The sequence below is a fragment of the Pseudomonas sp. JZ134 genome, assembly GCF_051027695.1.
In the GTDB taxonomy this organism is placed as follows: domain Bacteria; phylum Pseudomonadota; class Gammaproteobacteria; order Pseudomonadales; family Pseudomonadaceae; genus Chryseomonas; species Chryseomonas luteola.
In genome coordinates this window covers 4,064,740-4,084,425 of the sequence record NZ_CP069250.1, presented here as the reverse complement: position 1 = coordinate 4,084,425, position 19,686 = coordinate 4,064,740, and the positions used below count along the sequence as shown (strand labels likewise).

General features: G+C 59.9%; 18 protein-coding genes. 13 read left to right on the top strand and 5 right to left on the bottom strand.

From position 1 onward, the window contains the following. Window positions 1–249: 249 nt before the first annotated feature. From JQR86_RS19050 to JQR86_RS19020, 7 genes are all read left to right on the top strand, one after another. On the top strand, window positions 250–975 hold the full coding sequence (locus JQR86_RS19050) for a response regulator (RefSeq protein ID WP_434154081.1): 726 nt from the start codon (window positions 250–252) through the stop codon (window positions 973–975). After that, entirely contained in the window at window positions 960–2,117 is a 1,158-nt protein-coding gene (locus tag JQR86_RS19045) for a sensor histidine kinase (RefSeq protein ID WP_434154080.1), read from the top strand. The genes JQR86_RS19050 and JQR86_RS19045 overlap by 16 nt, the downstream gene beginning before the upstream one ends. 149 nt (window positions 2,118–2,266) lie before the next feature. After that, window positions 2,267–3,760, top strand: coding sequence for a YdgA family protein (locus JQR86_RS19040; RefSeq protein WP_434154079.1), 1,494 nt, complete (start codon window positions 2,267–2,269; stop codon window positions 3,758–3,760). Window positions 3,761–3,879: 119 nt separating this feature from the next. Then, window positions 3,880–5,532 (top strand): isovaleryl-CoA dehydrogenase, encoded by a 1,653-nt coding sequence (locus JQR86_RS19035; protein WP_286787291.1) that lies wholly within the window; start codon window positions 3,880–3,882, stop codon window positions 5,530–5,532. Between the two features lie 90 nt (window positions 5,533–5,622). Beyond that, on the top strand, window positions 5,623–5,934 hold the full coding sequence (locus tag JQR86_RS19030; protein WP_312271236.1) for a hypothetical protein: 312 nt from the start codon (window positions 5,623–5,625) through the stop codon (window positions 5,932–5,934). Window positions 5,935–5,972: 38 nt separating this feature from the next. Continuing rightward, window positions 5,973–6,302, top strand: coding sequence for a four-helix bundle copper-binding protein (locus JQR86_RS19025; protein WP_010796424.1), 330 nt, complete (start codon window positions 5,973–5,975; stop codon window positions 6,300–6,302). Between the two features lie 103 nt (window positions 6,303–6,405). Next, the gene (locus tag JQR86_RS19020) at window positions 6,406–8,766 is read left to right on the top strand and encodes an FdhF/YdeP family oxidoreductase (protein WP_434154078.1); all 2,361 of its coding nucleotides are present in this window, start codon (window positions 6,406–6,408) and stop codon (window positions 8,764–8,766) included. A gap of 31 nt (window positions 8,767–8,797) precedes the next feature. On the opposite strand, the gene JQR86_RS19015 is transcribed toward JQR86_RS19020, so the two are convergent. Beyond that, window positions 8,798–8,998: a DUF2905 domain-containing protein gene (locus JQR86_RS19015; protein WP_219651370.1), complete on the bottom strand. Its 201-nt coding sequence runs from the start codon at window positions 8,996–8,998 to the stop codon at window positions 8,798–8,800. Between the two features lie 22 nt (window positions 8,999–9,020). Between JQR86_RS19015 and JQR86_RS19010 the strand changes: the two genes are divergently transcribed. Further along, window positions 9,021–11,684, top strand: coding sequence for a mechanosensitive ion channel family protein (locus JQR86_RS19010; RefSeq protein WP_312271238.1), 2,664 nt, complete (start codon window positions 9,021–9,023; stop codon window positions 11,682–11,684). Between the two features lie 81 nt (window positions 11,685–11,765). Here the strand turns inward: JQR86_RS19010 and JQR86_RS19005 are convergent, their stop codons facing one another. Further along, window positions 11,766–12,317 carry a gamma carbonic anhydrase family protein gene (locus tag JQR86_RS19005; protein WP_125888075.1) on the bottom strand — a complete coding sequence of 184 codons (552 nt, stop codon included), beginning with the start codon at window positions 12,315–12,317 and terminating at the stop codon, window positions 11,766–11,768. A 181-nt stretch (window positions 12,318–12,498) separates the two neighbouring features. On the opposite strand from JQR86_RS19005, the gene prlC reads away from it, so the two are divergent. The 4 genes from prlC to JQR86_RS18985 all read left to right on the top strand — a co-directional run bounded on the left by prlC (window position 12,499) and on the right by JQR86_RS18985 (window position 17,250). Continuing rightward, window positions 12,499–14,550, top strand: a complete 2,052-nt coding sequence (prlC, locus tag JQR86_RS19000; protein ID WP_434154962.1) for an oligopeptidase A — start codon at window positions 12,499–12,501, stop codon at window positions 14,548–14,550. Further along, window positions 14,547–14,819 carry a YheV family putative zinc ribbon protein gene (locus JQR86_RS18995; protein WP_125888077.1) on the top strand — a complete coding sequence of 91 codons (273 nt, stop codon included), beginning with the start codon at window positions 14,547–14,549 and terminating at the stop codon, window positions 14,817–14,819. Before prlC ends, JQR86_RS18995 begins: the two co-directional genes overlap by 4 nt. Continuing rightward, window positions 14,819–15,592, top strand: a complete 774-nt coding sequence (locus JQR86_RS18990) for a DUF1835 domain-containing protein (RefSeq protein WP_434154076.1) — start codon at window positions 14,819–14,821, stop codon at window positions 15,590–15,592. The genes JQR86_RS18995 and JQR86_RS18990 overlap by 1 nt, the downstream gene beginning before the upstream one ends. A gap of 107 nt (window positions 15,593–15,699) precedes the next feature. Then, on the top strand, window positions 15,700–17,250 hold the full coding sequence (locus tag JQR86_RS18985; RefSeq protein ID WP_434154074.1) for a phospholipase D family protein: 1,551 nt from the start codon (window positions 15,700–15,702) through the stop codon (window positions 17,248–17,250). Here JQR86_RS18985 and JQR86_RS18980 read toward each other — a convergent pair whose 3' ends face one another. Further along, on the bottom strand, window positions 17,251–18,114 hold the full coding sequence (locus JQR86_RS18980; protein WP_434154072.1) for a LysR family transcriptional regulator: 864 nt from the start codon (window positions 18,112–18,114) through the stop codon (window positions 17,251–17,253). 104 nt (window positions 18,115–18,218) lie between these two features. Between JQR86_RS18980 and JQR86_RS18975 the strand changes: the two genes are divergently transcribed. Further along, window positions 18,219–18,644: a VOC family protein gene (locus tag JQR86_RS18975; protein WP_434154071.1), complete on the top strand. Its 426-nt coding sequence runs from the start codon at window positions 18,219–18,221 to the stop codon at window positions 18,642–18,644. A gap of 5 nt (window positions 18,645–18,649) precedes the next feature. Here the strand turns inward: JQR86_RS18975 and JQR86_RS18970 are convergent, their stop codons facing one another. After that, window positions 18,650–19,048 carry a VOC family protein gene (locus JQR86_RS18970; RefSeq protein WP_434154070.1) on the bottom strand — a complete coding sequence of 133 codons (399 nt, stop codon included), beginning with the start codon at window positions 19,046–19,048 and terminating at the stop codon, window positions 18,650–18,652. Next, window positions 19,048–19,686 (bottom strand): SCO family protein, encoded by a 639-nt coding sequence (locus JQR86_RS18965; RefSeq protein ID WP_434154068.1) that lies wholly within the window; start codon window positions 19,684–19,686, stop codon window positions 19,048–19,050. The genes JQR86_RS18970 and JQR86_RS18965 overlap by 1 nt, the downstream gene beginning before the upstream one ends.

Sequence of the window (19,686 nt, the reverse complement as noted above, 5' to 3'; positions counted from 1 at the left end):
ATCGAAAGAGGTTTGTGTAGCCCGAGGCTACGGCGTGAGGAAATTGTGCAAAGTCAAACTTGCGTGGCTTTGCAGGTTTTGTGGAGGAACGATGGAGACGCGAACGTCCGGTGCGGATGAATGAACGCGCAGGCATGAAGTCCAAGTCGATACGCTTGGTTTGCGCTAGTTTGGTAGTCCGCGGGCTACCCTCGTAGAGGTGTGAGCAGGTCCGTATACTGCTTCGGATTGAACTCAGAGGCGCTATGTATGAGTAACGACCCCCGGCCATCAGGTCCTCTCGTCTTGTTCGTGGAGGATGAGCCGAGCATCTCGGATATTCTGGTGGCCTATCTGCAACGTGACGGCTTGCGTACCGTGCATACGGCGGACGGGCTCGAAGCCCTCCAGCTGTTCCGTCGGCTGCGTCCGGATATCGTACTGCTTGATATCCGTCTGCCCGGCATGGATGGCGTAGACATCCTCAAGACCATCCGCAACGAAAGCGAGACGCCGGTCATCATGGTCAGCGCCCTGGCCGACGATCTCGACAAGATGCTCAGCCTCCGCCTGGGGGCCGACGACTATGTGGTCAAGCCGTATAACCCGGCCGAAGTCGTGGCACGGGTACGGGCAGTGCTGCGCCGTACCAGTGTCGTCCAGGCACAGTCGCACACCTCTGCACCGCTGCGGGTGGGCCGTCTGGAGATCGACCAACAGGCCTACATGGCTCGAGCGTACAGCGAGGACGATGAACCCCAGGTCCTACCCTTGACGCTGACGGAGTTTCGTCTGCTGAGTACCTTAGCCAACCAACCACGGCGATGTTTCTCACGTAGCGAGCTTATCGAAGCCTGCCTGCCGGAAAGCGACGCGCTGGACCGGGTTATCGACTCGCACCTGAGCAAGCTGCGGCGCAAGCTTCAGGATGCCGGTTGTGATGATCTGATCGAAACTGTACGCGGCATTGGGTATCGACTATGGCCCGAGTCCTAGACCGCATATGGGTCCGCTTCGGGCTGAATATTGTTGCCACGGTCTTTGTGACCATCGGCCTGCTCTGGGCCACCATCTTCATCTACACACAGTACGAGTACGACCGCTTCTACAACAACCTACCCGTCAACGTCCGGCAGGAGATGGATCAGCTCGAGGCGCAGGATCAGGACAACAGTCCTCGGATGATTGAGATCTACAGCCAGTACTGGCGGGGCGATCCCTGGGACGGCGAGCAGCTGGCGCTTGTCCTGGGGCTGGTGTTCTGTCTGCCGTTCGGTCTGATCGCCGGGCTCTGGACGTCGCGACTCGTGACCTTGCCGGTGGGGTCCATTGCCGAGGCGGCCAACCGGATCGCCCTGGGCGATTTCAGCGTGCGGGCGCACAGCAAGAGCCAGCGTGGCGAGCTGGCGGATCTAGTACGCGATTTCAACCACATGACCGATTCCCTGGAATCTTTAGAGCATGAGCGCAAGGCCACTGCGGCTGCTATCTCCCATGAGCTGCGCACACCTATCGCTATCCTGCAGGCTCGGTTACATGCCTTGTGCGATGGCGTTATTCCGGCTGAGCCGCTGGAATTTCAAAAGCTACTCGAACAGGCTGAACACCTGGGGCGGCTGGTGGATGATCTGCATACCCTGTCGGTAGCCGATGCCGGGCGTTTGTCGCTCCATATGGTCACGGTGGATCTGGCTGAAGTGGCGCGGGACACCCTGGGCAAATATGCCAGCCGTCTGGACAGTTATGGGATTGAGGCCGAGCTGGCGGTGGAGGTCCCGGACCTCACGGTCAAGGCCGACGAGGATCGGCTGCGACAGATCCTTAACAACCTGATCGAAAATGCGCTGCGCTATGCACGTGAAGGCGGCTGGCTGGAGCTTCGCCTGAGTACCCATGCCGAACAGGCCGTTATTGTGCTGAGCGACGCCGGCCCCGGCCTGCCCGATGTCATCAAGGCCAATCTGTTCAAGCGCTTTCAACGCGCGGATGCCTCGCGCAACCGGGCCAGTGGCGGAACTGGCCTGGGCCTTGCCATCGTCAAGACGCTCACGGTGCTACAGGGTGGTCGCATTGAGGCCGGTGAGTCGGCGCGTGGCGGCGCACAGTTTCGTATCTATCTGCCGTTGAGCCGTGCCTGATCGCGTATCAACATAGCCGATACCCAAGGCGATTGGCATAATCGCGCCGGCTTGCAGGCCTGAAGCCGCAAGCCGGACCTTTCGACTGGCCGCGCCGCTGGCGCTCGACCGGCTGAAAATGGATTTTCACCCCTTATACGAGTTCTCTCATGAAAAAAGCAGCTGGAATTGCTGTCGGTGTTGCCCTGGTCGTTGGAGCGGTTGCTGTGGGCGGTGCCTGGTATACAAGTACCCAACTGGAAGGCGCGTTGAACCAGGCCATTGACCAGACCAATGCACAATGGGCCAAGACGCTACCTGATCAATCGGCGCATATGGAACTGGTCAGCCTGGACAAGGGACTCTTCAAGAGTACCGCCCATTACCGCATCGTTCTGCCGGGTAGCGACTTGGGATTGGACACGCCGATTGAAGTGCTCATGGTCGACCACCTGGAGCACGGCCCTTTCCCTGCGTCCCGTCTGGCCTCCTTCAAGCTGGCGCCGGTCATGGCCAGCAGCCATTTTGCGCTGGAATCCAGCCCCAGCCTGCAGGCTTGGTTCACGGCTGCCAACAATGCGGTACCCGCGTACGGCACAGCGGTAATTGGTTACGACCAGCAGGTGAATGGCACGCTGACGCTGCAGCCCTTCGAGCTTAATGAGGATGAGCGACACGTAGCCTTCGCTGGGGCAACGCTTGGGTTCAAGACCGATCTGGAGCTGAAACGCTATCAGCTCGACCTGTCGGCGGACAGCCTGGTGCTGACCTCGCCGACCAAAAACGGAGCGATGGTCAGCACAACGTTGAAAGGCATGCGTGTTACCGCCGATCGCAGCCTGGGACAGAGCGGGCTGTATACGGGCCGCTCGGACCTGGGCCTCCAGTCGATGCAGATCCAGGGGGACACCCTTCCACCGGTGGTCATGCGCGATATTACCGCCCAGGACAATCTGCAGGAGCACGGCCTGCGGCTCGCCGATACCATCCACTATACACTGGGCGGCATGACGGTTGACGGTAAGGAGGTAGGAAGTGGCCGTATGTCCCTGAGCTTCAGGGATATCGATGCGGCAGCCTTGCAAGGCATGGCGACCACCTATTCGCAGTATGCCGAGCGTGTCCAAATCGATCCGGAAACCCAGCAGATGCCCGCAATGCTGCCGGAAGAGCGGGCCCGTATGCAGTCCTTTGGCAGTACGTTGCTGGCGGCCAATCCCGTGGTCACGCTGGACGAGTTGTCCTTCAAGACCGCCCACGGCGAGAGCCGCTTCAACATGGCGGTCAATCTGACGCGTCCGGCGGAATATGATCATCTGTCGCCCGCCGAGGTGTACCAGCAGATGATCAGCCGGCTGGATATGCAGCTTCGCCTTTCCAAGCCGATGATCGCTGACCTGCTTGCGCTCAAGAATGACCCGTCCCAGGATGTTGCCGACGCTGCCCAGGATGCCAAGGCGGCAGGTGAGGCGATAGGCGACATGGCGGCGTCGTCGCAGATGGCTCGGGTGGAAGGCGATGACATTGTCGCTACGCTCAACTATGCCGACCAGATGGTCGACTTCAACGGCCAGAAAATGACCCCGGAGCAGTTCGCCATGCTAATGCAGAACACCGCGCTGGCGGCTATCACCATGTCAGCACTGGCGCCCCAAGCACAGTGATTCTGGTGCACGCGGTGGCTGGCTGATGCCGCCGCGTTTCATCGGTCTCGGCAAATAGCACTCCCCGCTCCCGGACAATGGCGCTATAACTGACCCACCTTAGTCAGGGAGCGGTCGCCATGTTGTGGAGTCAGTTCGCCGAAACGCACGAGGTGTTCAATCAGGTCCCGCCGTTGGAAGGAGTCAACCTCTATCGGCTGGATACGCCACTTCAGGAGTGGATACACCGCTACCGCGGTGGTTGGGCGGATGACCGTCTCGGCGTCTATGGGGCGCTGGCGGGAGGACCTCTGATGGCGGCCGGTTTTCTGGCGAACCGGTATCCCCCCGAATTTCACAGCCATGACCGGTACGGTCATCGTATCGACCAGGTCGAGTTTCACCCTGCCTATCACGAGTTGATGCGTACCGCCGTCGAGCACGGTATCCCTTCCCTACCATGGACCGATCCGCAGCCTGGCGCTCACGTGGCACGGGCAGGCCTCATGTACCTGCATAATCAGGCCGAAGCCGGTACGAGCTGCCCGCTGACCATGACCTTTGCCAGCGTACCGGCCCTGTTGCACCAGCCGGAGCTGGCTGCGCGCTGGCTTCCCAAGGTCACGGCGCGTGTCTACGATCCGTCCCATGCACCGATGGAGACCAAGGGCGGTGTGACACTTGGCATGGCCATGACCGAGAAGCAAGGCGGCACTGATGTGCGCGCCAACACTACTCAGGCTCACCCTGTGGGCTCCCCTGGCCCGGGCGAGGCCTATGAACTGGTTGGCCACAAGTGGTTCTGCTCGGCGCCCATGTGTGATGCCTTCCTGACGCTGGCACAGACCGCCCAAGGGCTTTCGTGCTTCCTGCTGCCGCGCTTCCGGCCGGACGGCAGCCGCAATCAATTCTACATCCAGCGGCTCAAGGACAAGCTGGGTAACCGCTCTAATGCGTCCAGCGAGGTGGAGTACCGCGGTGCGCTGGCCTGGCTGATCGGCGAGGAAGGCCGTGGTGTGGCGAATATTCTGACCATGGTGGGGATGACCCGCTTCGACTGCATGATTGGCTCTAGCTCGCTCATGCGGCAGGCGCTTACGCAAGCCATGCACCATTGCGCCCATCGGCAGGTCAGTGGCAAACGGCTGATTGAGCAGCCGCTCATGCAAAATGTTCTGGCTGACCTGGCCCTGGAAAGCGAGGCCGCCCTGGCACTTACGCTGCGTCTGGCGCAAGCGCTGGATCAGCCGGACGATACGGGCGAACGGGCCTTCGCGCGGCTGGCCACAGCGGTGGGCAAATACTGGATCTGCAAGCGGGCTCCCGCCTTTATCAACGAGGCGCAGGAGTGCCTGGGCGGGGCGGGCTATATCGAGGACAGCCTCCTGCCACGGTTATATCGAGAGGCGCCGGTGAACTCCATCTGGGAGGGCTCCGGCAATGTGCAGTGTCTGGATGTGCTTCGTACGCTGTCGCGCGATCCGGATGTAGCGGCCGTCCTGTTCCAACATCTGGATGAAGGCCGTGGAGATGTGCGGTTGCAAACCCATGTAGCGCGGCTGAAGGCCGCCTTGGCTGAGCAGGATGATCTGCCGTACCGCGCCCGACAGGTCACGGAGAGCATCGCCCTGGCCCTCCAGGCGCGTCTGTTGCTGGATGCGGGTAACCATGAGGTAAGCGATGCCTTTCTGGCCAGCCGGTTGGGTGAGCGCCACGGTTATGTCTATGGCACGCTGCCTCTGGGCGTGGCGCATGAGGCAATCCTGCGCCGCAGCGCACCCTTGATGGTATAGCGCCAGCTTTCCTGCCCAGGGATGAAACCTTGGGCGGCTCCTGCGGTTCATACCTGTATCGTGTACAAGCAGGTGACGACAGGCATGGGTATGCGCGCCTCCTTTCTGGTGCTGTTGCTGGGCTTCTTCCTTGGAAGTGGCTACGCCCAGGCATGCCGTGCGCCCGGATCTCCGTGCCCCTTCATGCAGGCCGAACAGATTGACGTTCGCCACTCGTCGCCCTCTCCTGCCTCTCAGAATACCCTGATGGTCAAGGCATGCTGCTGCGTTCCGGCACAGGCTGCTGCGGTACGACTAACATTTGCCCGTGCCCCCCTTCCTTCGGACCCTTACGCGCCGTCCTTCTACCACTCCGTATACCCCTCCCTGCCTGATCCACCTCCCAAGGCCGTGCCCGTTTGAGCCCATCGATTAACCCTTATTTCAAACGGAGAACGATCATGACGACTTCTGCTTACGACGCCTGCATCAAAGCCTGCTCCAACTGTGCCCTCGTCTGCGAAATGTGCGCATCGGCGTGCCTACGGGAAGAGGACGTGAAAATGATGGCGCGCTGTATCCAGCTTGACCGGGACTGCGCCGACCTGTGCGCCCTGGCAGCGGTGCTGATGCAGCGCGAGAGCCCTTTGGCCAAGGAGTTTTGTGCGCTGTGCGCCAAGGCCTGCCGTGCTTGCGGTGAAGAGTGTGCCAAGCATGACATGGACCACTGCCAGGCCTGTGCCAAGGCTTGCCTGAGCTGCGCGGAAGAATGCGAGCGCATGGCGGCCTGATCCATCCGTACCCCGGCGCTCCGGCGCCGGGCCCTTTCGCTTTGGAATGTGGCCAACCGTGAGCTGACAAGGTCAGCGGCCATCTGCCTGCAAGGAGCTACGCGTGAACAAACCTCGTTTCAAGCCTTATAAGTCAGCCTCTGGTGGCTGGGGTTCGGCTTTCTCAGTCGCGAATATCCTGATCCGTGAAAAGTCGCCTGTCGGCTCCGGCCTTCTTCTACTCAAGCAAAACAAGCCGATCGAAGGCTTTGCCTGCGTCAGCTGCGCCTGGGCCAAACCCCACCCGGCCCGCCCTTTTGAGTTCTGCGAAAACGGGGCCAAGGCCACCGCCTGGGAAAACACCAGCAACCGCTGCGGACCTGATTTTTTCGCGCAGCATACCGTGACGGAATTACTCAACTGGCGTGACTACGACCTAGAGCAACAGGGTCGACTTACTCATCCGCTGCGCTGGAACGCCGAGACGGACAAATACGAGCCGATTCGCTGGGACGTTGCCTTTCGCGAGATTGGCGATGAGCTGAGGGCCATGGCCGATCCGAACGACGTGGTGTTCTACACCTCGGGCCGAGCGGCGCTGGAAACCTCCTACATGTTCCAGCTGTTTGCCCGTATGTATGGGACAAACAACCTGCCCGACAGCTCCAACATGTGTCACGAGAGCACCTCCATCGCCCTTCCGGAAAGCATTGGTGTGCCGGTGGCCACTGTGACGCTTAACGACATGGAGAAAACCGACGGCCTGTTTTTCTTCGGTCAGAACGTCGGCACCAGCAGTCCGCGCATGCTTCACCAGCTTGAAGAGGCGCGTCAGCGCGGCGCGCCTATCGTTACCTTTAACCCGATCCGTGAGCGCGGGCTGGAGAAATTTACTAACCCGCAGTCCCCGACCGAGATGGCGACCGGCAAGGAAATCACCATCAGCACCCATTACAATCAGGTCGCCATCGGGGGTGATATTGCGGCCATGGCCGGGATGTGCAAAAAGCTGTTCGAGATGGACGACCAGGCGCGTGCCGCCGGGAAACCACGCGTGTTGGATGTGGACTTTATCGAACAACATACCCATGGCCTGGAGGCTTTCGAAGCGAAGATTCGCAGCTATACCTGGGAAGAGCTGGAGCGTCGTTCCGGCCTTACCCGCAGTGCCATGGAGCTGGCGGCAATGGTCTATGCCCGCTGCGAGCGCGTCATTGGCGTATATGGCATGGGGCTTACCCAGCACCGCCAGGGCGTGATGAACATCCAGATGCTTGTCAATTTGCTGCTGCTGCGCGGCAACATGGGCAAGGAAGGCGCCGGTATCCTGCCCGTTCGTGGTCATTCGAACGTGCAAGGGCAGCGTACCGTCGGAATCACCGAGAAGGCCAGCCACGTCCCGGCGGAAAACCTCAAGAAGCAGTTCGGCTTCCAAGCGCCCCAGGATGACGGCGTGAACACCGTCGAGGCGTGCGAAGGCATTGTCAGCGGTAAGGTAAAGGCCTTTATCGGTTTGGGCGGCAACTTTGTACGGGCCGTTCCGGAAACACTGCTGATGGAGCCGGCTTGGCGCAAGCTCAGGCTTACCGTGCAGATTTCCACCAAGCTCAACCGTAACCATCTGGTGCACGGTGAGAAATCCTACATCCTGCCATGCCTGGGCCGTACGGAAATCGATGTGCAGGCCACCGGTGAACAGCGCCATACCACCGAAGACAGCACAGGGTGCATCCGGGCCTGGCGCGGCGTTGCCAAGCCGGCGGCGCCTAATCTGTTATCGGAGCCCGCCATCGTGGCGGCACTGGCCAAGGCGACACTAGAACCCAATCCCCGGCTCGACTGGGATGCCTGGGTCGCTGACTACAGTCTGATCCGTGACGCCATCGCCGAGAGCTATCCCGATATCTTCCATGACTTCAACGTGCGGATGCTGGAGCCCGGCGGTTTCCATCGTCCACTCGGTGCCTCCGAGCGCAAGTGGGCCACCGAGACCGGCAAGGCCAACTTCATCACTCCCGACAAGCTCACGCCCGATGATGACATCGAGCCTGATCTCAAAAAGCAGGGCGTGCTGCAGCTGATGACGCTGCGCAGTAACGACCAGTTCAACACCACCGTTTATGGCTACAGCGACCGCTTCCGCGGCGTCTATGGGACGCGGGCGGTCATCCTCATGAACCGTCGTGACATGGCCCGCCACGGGCTGGCCGAAGGCGACATGATCCAGGCTATTACTGCGGTGGACGATGGCGTACACCGGGAAGTCGGCCCACTCCGGGTGACGCCGTACGACATCCCCAAGGGCTGTTGCGGTGGCTACTATCCCGAATGTAATCCGCTGATTCCGCTCTGGCATTACGCGGAGCGCAGCAAAGTGCCTGCCGCCAAGTCCATTCCGATTCGGCTGCGCAAGGTCATCGCCGTGGTGAAGGATCGCAACGTCCCGTCCGAGCCGGCCTCACCGGCCGGAGTGGGCGCGGTGTAAGTGAACTGAGCCCTGGCGGTCCGGCCAGGGCTCAGCGATTGATCAGCCACAGCACAACGGATACCACCGCACTGATCAGAATCATGGTGGTGATAGGGAAAAAGAACGAGACGTTCTCCCGTTTGATCACGATATCGCCCGGTAAATGACCCAGCGGTAGGCGTCCGATCCAGGGCCATAACAGGCCGACGGCAACTATCAGCAGTCCTATGACGATCAGGGTACGAGACATATCATCATCCGATTCGAGAGCCATGCCTAAACAGATTTCGCGAGTGTGCCTTGCGTTCCTTTTAATCCTTTCTCTAGGCCACGCCCTGGCGGCCGATCAATCCGCCACGGGTGATGAAACCATTTCTCCAGGCGATGCTCGCCGCGCCGTTAGCGTACTGCAGGATGAACAGCAGCGCGCCGAGGCGGTGCGGGCCCTCAAGGCGATTGCCGACACGGCCCCAGCCAAGGACGCCGATGCAGCGAAGTCCGATGATCAATCAACGGACGATACTGCTGCCGATACCGCGGCCCCTGCCGAAGCACCTGCTGCCGTGGCGATCGAAGCGAACGGTTTGATTGCCAGAACGCTCCGTCAGGTCAGTCGGTGGGGTGATGGGCTGGAAGATCAGCTTCACCAGATCAAACAGGCCGCCCTGGCGTTCCCGGTGTGGTTACGAACCCATTCCGCCAGTGGCCAGGGCAAGCATATCCTGAGCGAGGCGCTGGTCGATCTAACCATTGTTTTCGGCGTAGGCCTCGCTCTTGAATGGGGGTTGCGCTACCTGTTGGGCAGACCCCGCCGCGCCTTGATCCAGCATGCTGAGGAAGCAGACGAACGCGCCCGACGCGAGCAGGCCGAGCGGGATGAAAGGCAACGACTGGCTCAGGCCCAGGCCAGGGCGCGGGCCGAGCGGGAACAGGCCGAGCAGGCAGCTGCCGTTAATGCTGCCGAGGTGGGCGGCATTCGCCCGGCCAGCGAAGAAGTGGCGCTGGTACAGACGACGCGTGATGGTGTCGAGCAGATCGAGGCCGTACCGGTCGGTGCGACAAATGCCGCCAAGGGTGGCCCCGCCAGTACCGCCTCCGGCTCTACAACCCAATCCCAACAGCAGGCGACTGCTGATGCCGCTACGCATGAGACAGCTGCTTCACCCCGGCATACCGCCATGCCGGGCGAGCATTGGAGTACCCTGCGTCACCTGCCCTATGCACTGGGCTCGCTAATTTTTGATCTGTTACCGCTGGCGTTATTCTTTGGTGCAGCGGCGCTGATCATGCGGGCGCTGTCGGGTGATGAACAGAGCGTCATGACGGTTGTTCAGGGCTTCGTGGGCGCCTACGTTACAGTGCGCGTCTGCATGGCCGTGGTTCGCCTGCTGATCTCGCCGATAGGCCACGGGATGCGCATCATCCGCGTCAGAACCGATATCGCCCGGACTCTGGAAACCTGGATACGGTTCACCGTTGTGCTGGCGGCGTTCGGTATCGCCCTGGCTGAGGCAGTCGAGGCGCTGGGCGCAGGCCGGGCGGGCCATCTGGCAATCGTCAAACTGTTCTCGCTGCTGGTTCACCTCTGCCTGGTCGTGCTTATCTTCAAGGTTCGCAAGCCGGTCGGTGCGTTGATCGAAGCACCTGCCGAGGCAACCGGGCCGGTGGCCGCCTTGCGTAACTGGCTAGCGCTCGTCTGGGCCTTTTTTGCCGCAGCATTCGTCATCGGGCTGTGGGTGGTGTGGGCGCTGGGTGTCGAGAACGGCTTTCCCAAACTGATCAACTTTATTGCCCTATCGGGGGCGGTGGTCATTGCAGCGCGGCTGCTGGCGATCCTCGTCCTGGGCGCAGTAGGGCGTGCTTTTCAACCCAAGACCGACGCGCCTTCAGATGAGAGCAATACGCCTGCCTCGTCTGTACGCAGCCGCTTGGCTGATCGTTATTACCCGCTTGCCCGCCGGTTGATCACCGCGGCCATCACCGTGTGCACCGTCATTGTCCTGTTTCAGCTCTGGGGCCTTGACGCGCTGAGCTGGTTTGCCAGTGGCACCATCGGGCGCAGTCTGCTTTCTGCCGTATTGACGATCCTGGTGGCGGCTCTTGTGGCGATTGTTGTCTGGGAGTCGGCCAACGCCTCGGTGCAGCGACGTCTGACGCGGTGGACAAACGAGGGGGATCTGGTCCGGGCTGCGCGCCTGCGTACGCTCCTGCCCATGCTACGCAGCTTCCTGCTCATCATTATCGTACTGGTGGTCGGCCTTACAGCACTCAGCCAGATCGGTATCAACACCACGCCGCTGCTGGCCGGTGCCAGTATTATCGGTGTGGCTGTCGGTTTCGGCTCGCAGAAACTGGTGCAGGACTTCATTACCGGTATCTTCCTGCTGATGGAAAACGCCATGCAGGTGGGGGACTGGGTCACCGTGGCAGGCGTCTCCGGTACGGTAGAGTACCTGTCGATTCGGACGGTACGTATCCGGGCCGGTGACGGTTCGCTGCATATCGTGCCGTTCAGCTCAGTCTCCACGGTCAACAATATCAACCGTGGAATCGGCAATGCGTCCATTCGTATCAACGTGGGCTACAACACCGACATCGATCGGGTCTTCGACGAGTTGAAAGCCATCGGTGCGGAAATGCGACAGGACCCGGCCTTCAAGGATCTGATCATCAATGATCTGGAGGTCTGGGGGGTGGACGCGGTCGACGGCTCCATGGTGACAGTACTGGGTCAGATGCGGTGTATCGACAAGGGCCGCTGGGGTGTGCAGCGCGAAACCAACCGCCGCATCCTCAAGCGCTTCCGGGAGCTGGGTATCACCATTGCCGACCCACGTACCTATCTGGTCATGCCAAGCGAAACTGCTGCCACGGATCGGTCACCCCTGCCACACGCTAACCATCTGCCCAGCAACCAGCCAAGCCCTGACGCCTGAGGGCTTGGCTGATAGGAGGAGGAGCGCTGTGCTCCGGCAAAGCGCTCTTCTTCCCAACCGTAAATCCGTTGCCGCCGTGGCTCAGGCGTCGTCTTGGTCGTAGCCCTCGGCGAGGTGTTGATCCTTCAACTTCACGTAGTTGGCTGCGCTGTACTCAAAGAAGCTACGCTCCTTTTCCGTGAGCGGGCGCGCCTGCTTGACCGGGCTGCCTACATACAAGAACCCGCTTTCCAGTGTCTTGCCCGGCGGCACCAGACTACCGGCACCGATGATCACCTGACTCTCCACCACGGCCCCGTCCATGACGATGCTGCCCATCCCCACCAGGACCTGATTGCCGATGGTGCAGCCATGCAGGGTGACCTTGTGGCCGACCGTCACATCATCGCCTACGATCAGAGGATAGCCGTCCGGGTTGTATGGGCCGGCGTGGGTGATGTGCAGCACGCTGCCGTCCTGAATGCTGGTACGGGCACCGATGCGGACACGGTGCATGTCGCCGCGAATCACGGTCAGCGGCCAGACGGAGCTGTCTGCGCCCAGCTCCACGTCACCGATGACCACGGCGGTGGCGTCCACAAAAGCGCGTTCGCCCAGGACGGGCGTTTTATTCTGGTAAGTGCGAATGGTCACGATAGATACCTTTTCTAATCAGGCGAGCCTTGAGTCTGGTTAAGATGGGCTCCATATAGTCTTCTTTGAGAGCCTTTCGTTGACTGGGCAGAGCCGGCCAATGCGTCCTTTGAGGCAGCATAGCCGTATCCCGGTCGGCGTGGGGCTCAAGCTACCCGTATATATCCTTGAGGGGAACACCGTGAGCGCCAGCAATCCTCTGTTACAGCCCTACGATCTGCCGCCCTACTCCGCGATCAAGCCTGAATTTGTCGAGCCGGCCATTGATCAGATCCTGGCAGACAACCGCGCCGCCATTGCCGAGCTGCTGAAGACCCAAAAGGAAAACCCGACCTGGCAGGGGCTGGTCGTGGCGTTCGACGAGCTGAACGACCGTTTGGGCCAGGCATGGAGCCCGGTTACTCATCTGAATGCCGTGTGTAACAATCCTGAGCTGCGTACGGCCTATGAGGCCTGCCTGCCCAAGCTTTCTGCTTACTCCACGGAGATCGGGCAGAACAAGGACCTTTTTGAGGCCTACCGGAAACTGTCTGAAAGCGAAGAGGCCAAGGGCTTCGATGCTGCTCAGAAGAAGATTCTTGACAACGCCCTGCGTGATTTCCGCTTATCGGGTATCGATCTGCCGCCTGAACAGCAGAAGCGCTACGGCGAGATCCAGTCGCGCAAGTCGGAGCTGTCCAGCAAGTTTTCCAACCAATTGTTGGACGCTACCCAGGCGTGGACCAAGCATGTGACTGACGAATCTGCTTTGGCGGGTCTACCAGATTCCGCCAAGGCCCAGATGGCCGCTGCCGCCCAGGCCAAAGGGCTCGACGGCTGGCTGATCAATCTGGAATTTCCCAGCTACTACGCCGTGATGACCTACGCCGACGACCGTGCCCTGCGTGAGGAAGTCTATGCGGCTTACTGCACCCGTGCCTCCGACCAAGGCCCCAATGCCGGCCAGTTCAACAACGGCCCAGTGATGGAAGAGATTCTTGACCTGCGTCAGGAGCTGGCGCGCCTGCTGGGCTATGCCAACTACGCCGAACTGTCCCTGGCGACCAAGATGGCCGAGTCCAGCGAACAGGTCCTGAGCTTCCTGCGTGATCTGGCCCAGCGCAGCAAACCTTTTGCCCAGCGCGATCTGGATCAGCTTAAGGCCTTTGCTGCTGAGCAGGGCGTAACTGATCTCAAGAGCTGGGACACCGGCTACTTCGCCGAGAAGCTGCGTCAGGCTCGCTATTCGCTTTCCCAGGAAGAGCTACGCGCCTACTTCCCGGTTGATAAGGTACTGTCCGGTCTCTTCGCTGTGGTGCAAAAGCTCTACGGTATTGAGATCAGCGAAATCAAGGAGGGTTTTGATAAGTGGCATCCCGATGTTCGTCTGTTCGAGATTACCGAGAACGGCAAGCACGTTGGCCGCTTCTTCTTCGACCTTTATGCCCGTGCCAACAAGCGTGGCGGCGCATGGATGGACGGTGCCCGTGACAAGCGCCGCAATGCTCAGGGCGAGCTGATCAACCCGATTGCTTACCTGGTCTGCAACTTCACCCCGGCCAGCGGTGGCAAGCCTGCCCTGCTGACCCATGATGAAGTGACCACCCTGTTCCACGAGTTCGGTCATGGCCTGCATCATCTGTTGACCCGCATTGAGCATGCAGGTGTTTCCGGCATCAACGGTGTGGCATGGGATGCGGTCGAGCTGCCGAGCCAGTTCATGGAAAACTGGTGCTGGGAGCCAGAAGGTCTGGCATTGATCTCCGGCCATTACGAGACCGGCGAGCCACTGCCCCAGGAACTCCTGGACAAAATGCTGGCTGCGAAAAACTTCCAGTCCGGACTGATGATGGTGCGTCAGCTGGAGTTCTCGCTCTTCGACTTCGAGCTGCATGCCACCCACGGCGATGGCCGTAGCGTACTCGACGTGCTGGAATCCATCCGCGATGAAGTTTCGGTTATGCGTCCGCCAGCCTACAACCGCTTCGCCAACAGCTTTGCTCACATCTTCGCCGGTGGTTACGCCGCGGGGTACTACAGCTACAAGTGGGCGGAAGTCCTATCAGCCGATGCCTTCTCCAAGTTCGAGGAAGAAGGCGTGTTCAATGCTGAAACCGGCCGCGCCTTCCGTGAGGCCGTCCTGGCTCGTGGTGGTTCGCTTGAGCCGATGGTGCTGTTCGTGGACTTCCGCGGCCGTGAGCCCAGCATCGACGCGCTGCTACGCCACTCCGGTCTTACCGAGGAGGCTGCATGAGCGGACCGGTAAAACGCTTCATCGCCGGGGCCGTGTGCCCCGCCTGCCAATCGGTAGACACGATGAAGATGTGGAACGAGGATGGCGTACCGCATCGCGAGTGCGCCTCCTGTGGCTATGGGGATACGCTGGACGAGCGCGGCAATTCGGTTCCCAAGGAATTGCCTACGCGCGTCAATGCGCCCAAGCAGCCAAAGCCTGCCACGGCTCAGGTCAAGGTGGCTCAGTTCTTTCCGAATCCCAAGCTCAAGAAGGACAAGCCTGACTGATGTGGCACGTTGTCTGTGGTGATGTCGCGGCTGAAGGTGTCCGTCAGGTGATTGATACCGAGGCCACTTCATCGCTACGGATAATGCGTGACGATCTGGCCGTAGGGCCGCTGGTGGATGTACATCAGCCGCCCTGTCCGGTTCGGTCGGCATTCTGGGAGGCCGTCTGGGCAGATGATGTTCCCGCTCCCGACTTTTCCCGCCAACTAGCGGACGATGCCACCTGGCTTGAGCATGCAGCACAAGGCAATCGCCCCATTACTGTCTGGCACGGCGACAGTGCCTCTGAGCAGCTTCTGCTCTGTCGTATCGCTGCCGCTCTGCATGATTCTTCTGTTTCGCTATACAGTGTTCCATGTGGAACACATCGTAGCGATGTACAGACTCGCCGTGCGGTCGGCCAATGCTCACCTGAGTTGTTGAAGCAACTGTATAGCCCTGTCCTCATCCTGCCCGAGCAGCAACAGGAGCTGGCCAGAGCCTGGCATGAGGCAGTCGAAGCCATGGCCGGTATCAGACGATGGTTAGACGGTAGTTTTTGGTACAGCGACTACGAAACGGTCGACACTATCCTCCTCCAGCATTGCACGCCAGAATGGCAACCGCTCGCACGAGTGATAGCCGAAGTCATGGTACGCAGCGAAGGATTTTTCGCGACAGATACTTTTCTAGGCTGGCGTGCCCGCGATTTGGCTCATAGAGGCCTCCTTGTCCTGCAAGGGCCTGAAAAGGGGCATTACTCCCAGCAAATGGTCTGCCTGCCAACGGTCTGAACAATGACAGGCACAGGCCGGTCTTATCATGGCCTTCTGCCCTGATCTTCTGAATTTAACCGCAACGCAAGCGTCGAAGGGATACGCATTCGACCTGGAGGGAATCTGTGTACGCCCGTTTATTACTGCTGTCCTTCGTCCTGTTGACGGGTTGCGCTCAGGTCCAGACACCAACTCCCTCCTCCATGCTCGCGCCAGCCGGCACGTACCTCAACAGTGTGCTTCAACGGCAGGCTGTCAAGCATCCCGGACAATCAGGGTTTCGCCTTCTGGAGTCCAGCACCGACGCCTTTACCGCTCGCGCCGAGCTGATCCGCATGGCCCAGCGCAGTCTGGATATTCAGTACTACATTGTTCACGATGGGGTGACCACGCGCATGCTGGTCAATGAGCTGCTGGCCGCTGCTGACCGTGGTGTGCGGATTCGCTTCCTGCTTGACGACACCAGCAGCGATGGTAATGACTATGCCCTGGCGGCACTGGCAGCCCATCCCAACATCGACGTTCGCGTCTTCAACCCGCTGCATATCGGTCGCAGTACCGGCGTTACGCGTTACATGGGGCGCTTCCTGCACTTGTCGCAGCAGCATCGCCGCATGCATAACAAGCTATTGCTTGCCGATAACAGCGTAGCCATTGTAGGCGGTCGCAACCTGGGGGATGAGTATTTCGATGCCAAGCCCGAAATGAATTTCACGGACCTCGACCTGCTTGGAGCGGGTCCTGTCGCCCATCAGCTCGGTGTAAGCTTCGACCAATACTGGAACAGCGAGATCAGCCAGCCCATTACAGGTTTTCTGCGCCGCCCGCCCACGGCTCACGCGCTGACTCGAATGCGCACGGGGCTCAAGCGCTACCTGGACAGCGAGCGGGTAAAGGATTCGGCGCTTTACAACCGGTTGCGCCGTTACGACACTGCACCGCAAATGGAGGGTTGGCTTCATGAGCTGACCTGGGCCAATGGCAAGGCGCTCTGGGACGCGCCACGTAAAGTGTTGGCAGAGGGCGAGCCGGACCGAAATCTGTTACTGACGACTCAGTTGATGCCCAGCCTTGACGACGTTCACAAGGAGCTTTTCCTGGTCTCTGCCTATTTCGTTCCAACCCAGACAGGAGTGGAATACTTGGGTGAGAAAGCCCACGAGGGGGTAGATATTCGCGTGCTGACCAACTCGCTGGAGGCAACGGACGTTCCCGCTGTTCATGGCGGATACGCGCCGTACCGCGACGAACTGCTCAAGCAGGGCATCAAGCTCTATGAAATGCGCAACCGCCCGGAAAAGGGCCTGCATGCCTCGCCTTATAGCTTTGGTCAGTCGGCTTCCAGCCTGCACAGCAAAGCCATGGTGATTGACCGTGAGCATACCTTTGTCGGGTCCTTCAACTTCGACCCGCGTTCTATCCTGTGGAATACCGAGGTTGGCATCATGGTAGACAGCCCTGCCCTTGCCGGCCGGGTCCGTCAGCTGATTCTCGATGGTATGGCCTTGGGTGTCAGCTATCAGGTGAAGCGGGTCGACCGCGACGGAACAACCAAGCTGATCTGGCTGGAAGAACGCGACGGCAAACTGTATGAGCTGGACCATGAGCCTGGCGGATTGTGGCGCCGATTCAACGCCTGGATCGTGCGTGCAGTAGGCCTTGAGCGTATGCTCTGATCAGCCTTTTGCCGCCTTTACGCATTCCAGAAAGAACGACAGCGCCGCTTGCTTGCGCAGCCCCCGGCGGCAAATGGCGACCAGCTCGCGGTGAAACGTGAGCGGCCCTAGGGAAAGCGTGCGCACGCGCGCCTGAGCCAGCTGCAGACCAGCCTGAGGAATCAACGCCACCCCCAGGCCACACTCGACCATTCTGACGATAGCTTCCAGCTCATCAAGCTCTAGCGCTTCGCGAACGGTAATCCGGTGCTCCTGAAGGAACCGGCTCACCTGTCGGCCACCAAAGGAGCCTCGGTCATAACGAACGAAGGGTTGTGTTGCCAATAAGGCCAGCGGATCGTCGCCTGGCAACGTGGCGGGCGTGATGAGCACGAATGGCTCCTGGGCCAACGGAATTTCATCCAGCTCCTTGGGTAAGGCAAATGGCGGTTTGATCAGTAGCGCCAGATCGATCTCGCCAGCGTCCACACGGCCCAGGAGCTGCAGCGAGACGCCAGGAATCAGCTTGAGGTCTACCTGGGGGGCGTCCTGGCGAAAGCGCATCAGCGCCTCGGGCAGCACGCCGGTTTGAACCGTGGCGATAGCGCCGATCTTTAGTTCGCCCTGCCAGTGGGTGACATCTGTGGGAGCGGCCATCTGCTCGTACAGCGAGAGGATCTGCTCCGCCAGCGGAAGCGCTTGCTGGCCGGAAGCATTAAGCAGCGCCGCGCGGCCGGTCCGGTCAAAGAGCCGTACGCCCAGGTCGCGTTCCAACTGGCGCATTTGTGCACTGACTGCCGACTGCGTCAGGCCAACCTGTTGCCCAGCCGCTGAAAAGGTGCCATGTCGTGCAACTGCAATAAAGGTCTTCAATTCCCGAAGCACTGTCAGCCTCAAAATAGTTGCTGCTCGGCAGCAAGAATATTCGTTTTTCCATCGAAACGCTTGTGGCTGACAATAGGGTCTTGCCCAAACTGATGAGGTTTCTCATGGCGCTCTCCCCTTTCCACCTGGCTATCCCTGTTTACGACCTGGCAGCCGCCCGGCATTTTTATGGTGACGTTTTTGGCTGCCCTGAAGGTCGCAGCAGCAAGCAATGGGTCGATTTTGACTTTTTTGGCCATCAGTTGGTGATTCACGAGCACCCGCCTACCGCTGCGCAGGAACATGCCCATACCAATCCGGTGGATGGCCATGATGTGCCTGTGCCGCACTTTGGTGTCGTATTGGGTTGGGCCGAGTGGGAAGCGTTAGCGGATCGCCTGAAGGCACGTGAAACGGCGTTTGTAATCGAGCCCTACGTGCGCTTCAAGGGACAAGTAGGTGAACAGGCCACCATGTTCCTGCTGGACCCGTGCGGTAACGCACTGGAGTTCAAGGCGTTCAAGGACATTGGTCAACTATTCGCCAAGTGAGGCTATTAGCCGTCGCTATAGGGTTCGCCATAAAAGCGCAGCAGGCAGAAGCCATGGCCAAAAGGATCACGAAGCACGGCCATGTCTCGAAATGCCGAGCGCCGGACGTCACCTTCCAATATAGCCCCGGCGGCTAACACCCTTGCCAGGGCAGCATCAAGATTATCGACTACAACGTCGAGATGTACAGGTGTCCAGTGCTGGCCGTACTGGCGCACCTGTCCTGCGGTTTCGCTACCCGCTGGCTTTTGTAGCAGATAGATCGGAACATCTGCTCCGGCTAGCTCAACGACGTGTTCATCATAGAGCTTACGCTGCACCGTCAGATCCAGCGCCTGCGTATAAAACTGGATGCCGCGCTCCAGTTCGTCGACATCCAGATTGATCAGCAAGCGTATAGTCATTAGCGCTTGGCTTCCATCAGACGTGGCAATTGCTGGGCCAACAGATCCAGCTGCATGGGCTGGCGTACATAACCGACAGCACGGCCGTTCGGGTCGATCAGAACCAGATTGGCGCCATGGTCCACGGTGTAGCTCTGCTGGGTGGTATCGGCCGGAATGAAGGGAATCCCGACAGTATTGGCCAGCGTCTGGGTGTCGGCCATGTCACCTGCCAGAGCCTTGAAGCTGTGGTTGAAAAACTCTACGTATTGTTTCAGCCGCTCCGGTGTATCCCGGGCAGGATCGACGGTTACAAACGTTACGCCCAGCGCATTGCGATCCTTTTCAGGCAGTTTGGTGAACAGCTGCTTGAGCTGCGCCAGGGTCGCCGGACAGACGTCCGGGCAGAAGGTATAGCCGAAGAACATCAATCGCCACTGCCCTTTCAGCGAGTCGAGCGTAATCGCTTCCTTGTCCTGATTCGTAAAGTTGAGTGCAGGAAGTGCCTTGCCTTGAGGCAGCATGACGATGCCCGCGTCCATCAGCTCGGCAGGTGTTGGCGCCGCATCGGTTCGATAGGCACGGTAGCCGAGGGCTGCCACCGCGATCACGGCAAGAAAGATGGCAAGAATAAGAACGAGACGGCGAGCATTGGTCAT

Excerpts from the sequence above, each read along its gene's own strand:
- JQR86_RS19050 (WP_434154081.1), top strand. The coding sequence starts at position 250 with ATGAGTAACGACCCCCGGCCATCAGGTCCTCTCGTCTTGTTCGTGGAG.
- JQR86_RS19045 (WP_434154080.1), top strand. The coding sequence starts at position 960 with ATGGCCCGAGTCCTAGACCGCATATGGGTCCGCTTCGGGCTGAATATT.
- JQR86_RS19040 (WP_434154079.1), top strand. The coding sequence starts at position 2,267 with ATGAAAAAAGCAGCTGGAATTGCTGTCGGTGTTGCCCTGGTCGTTGGA.
- JQR86_RS19035 (WP_286787291.1), top strand. The coding sequence starts at position 3,880 with ATGTTGTGGAGTCAGTTCGCCGAAACGCACGAGGTGTTCAATCAGGTC.
- JQR86_RS19030 (WP_312271236.1), top strand. The coding sequence starts at position 5,623 with ATGCGCGCCTCCTTTCTGGTGCTGTTGCTGGGCTTCTTCCTTGGAAGT.
- JQR86_RS19025 (WP_010796424.1), top strand. The coding sequence starts at position 5,973 with ATGACGACTTCTGCTTACGACGCCTGCATCAAAGCCTGCTCCAACTGT.
- JQR86_RS19015 (WP_219651370.1), bottom strand. The coding sequence starts at position 8,998 with ATGTCTCGTACCCTGATCGTCATAGGACTGCTGATAGTTGCCGTCGGC.
- JQR86_RS19010 (WP_312271238.1), top strand. The coding sequence starts at position 9,021 with ATGCCTAAACAGATTTCGCGAGTGTGCCTTGCGTTCCTTTTAATCCTT.
- JQR86_RS18995 (WP_125888077.1), top strand. The coding sequence starts at position 14,547 with ATGAGCGGACCGGTAAAACGCTTCATCGCCGGGGCCGTGTGCCCCGCC.
- JQR86_RS18990 (WP_434154076.1), top strand. The coding sequence starts at position 14,819 with ATGTGGCACGTTGTCTGTGGTGATGTCGCGGCTGAAGGTGTCCGTCAG.
- JQR86_RS18975 (WP_434154071.1), top strand. The coding sequence starts at position 18,219 with ATGGCGCTCTCCCCTTTCCACCTGGCTATCCCTGTTTACGACCTGGCA.
- JQR86_RS18970 (WP_434154070.1), bottom strand. The coding sequence starts at position 19,048 with ATGACTATACGCTTGCTGATCAATCTGGATGTCGACGAACTGGAGCGC.
- JQR86_RS18965 (WP_434154068.1), bottom strand. The coding sequence starts at position 19,686 with ATGACCAATGCTCGCCGTCTCGTTCTTATTCTTGCCATCTTTCTTGCC.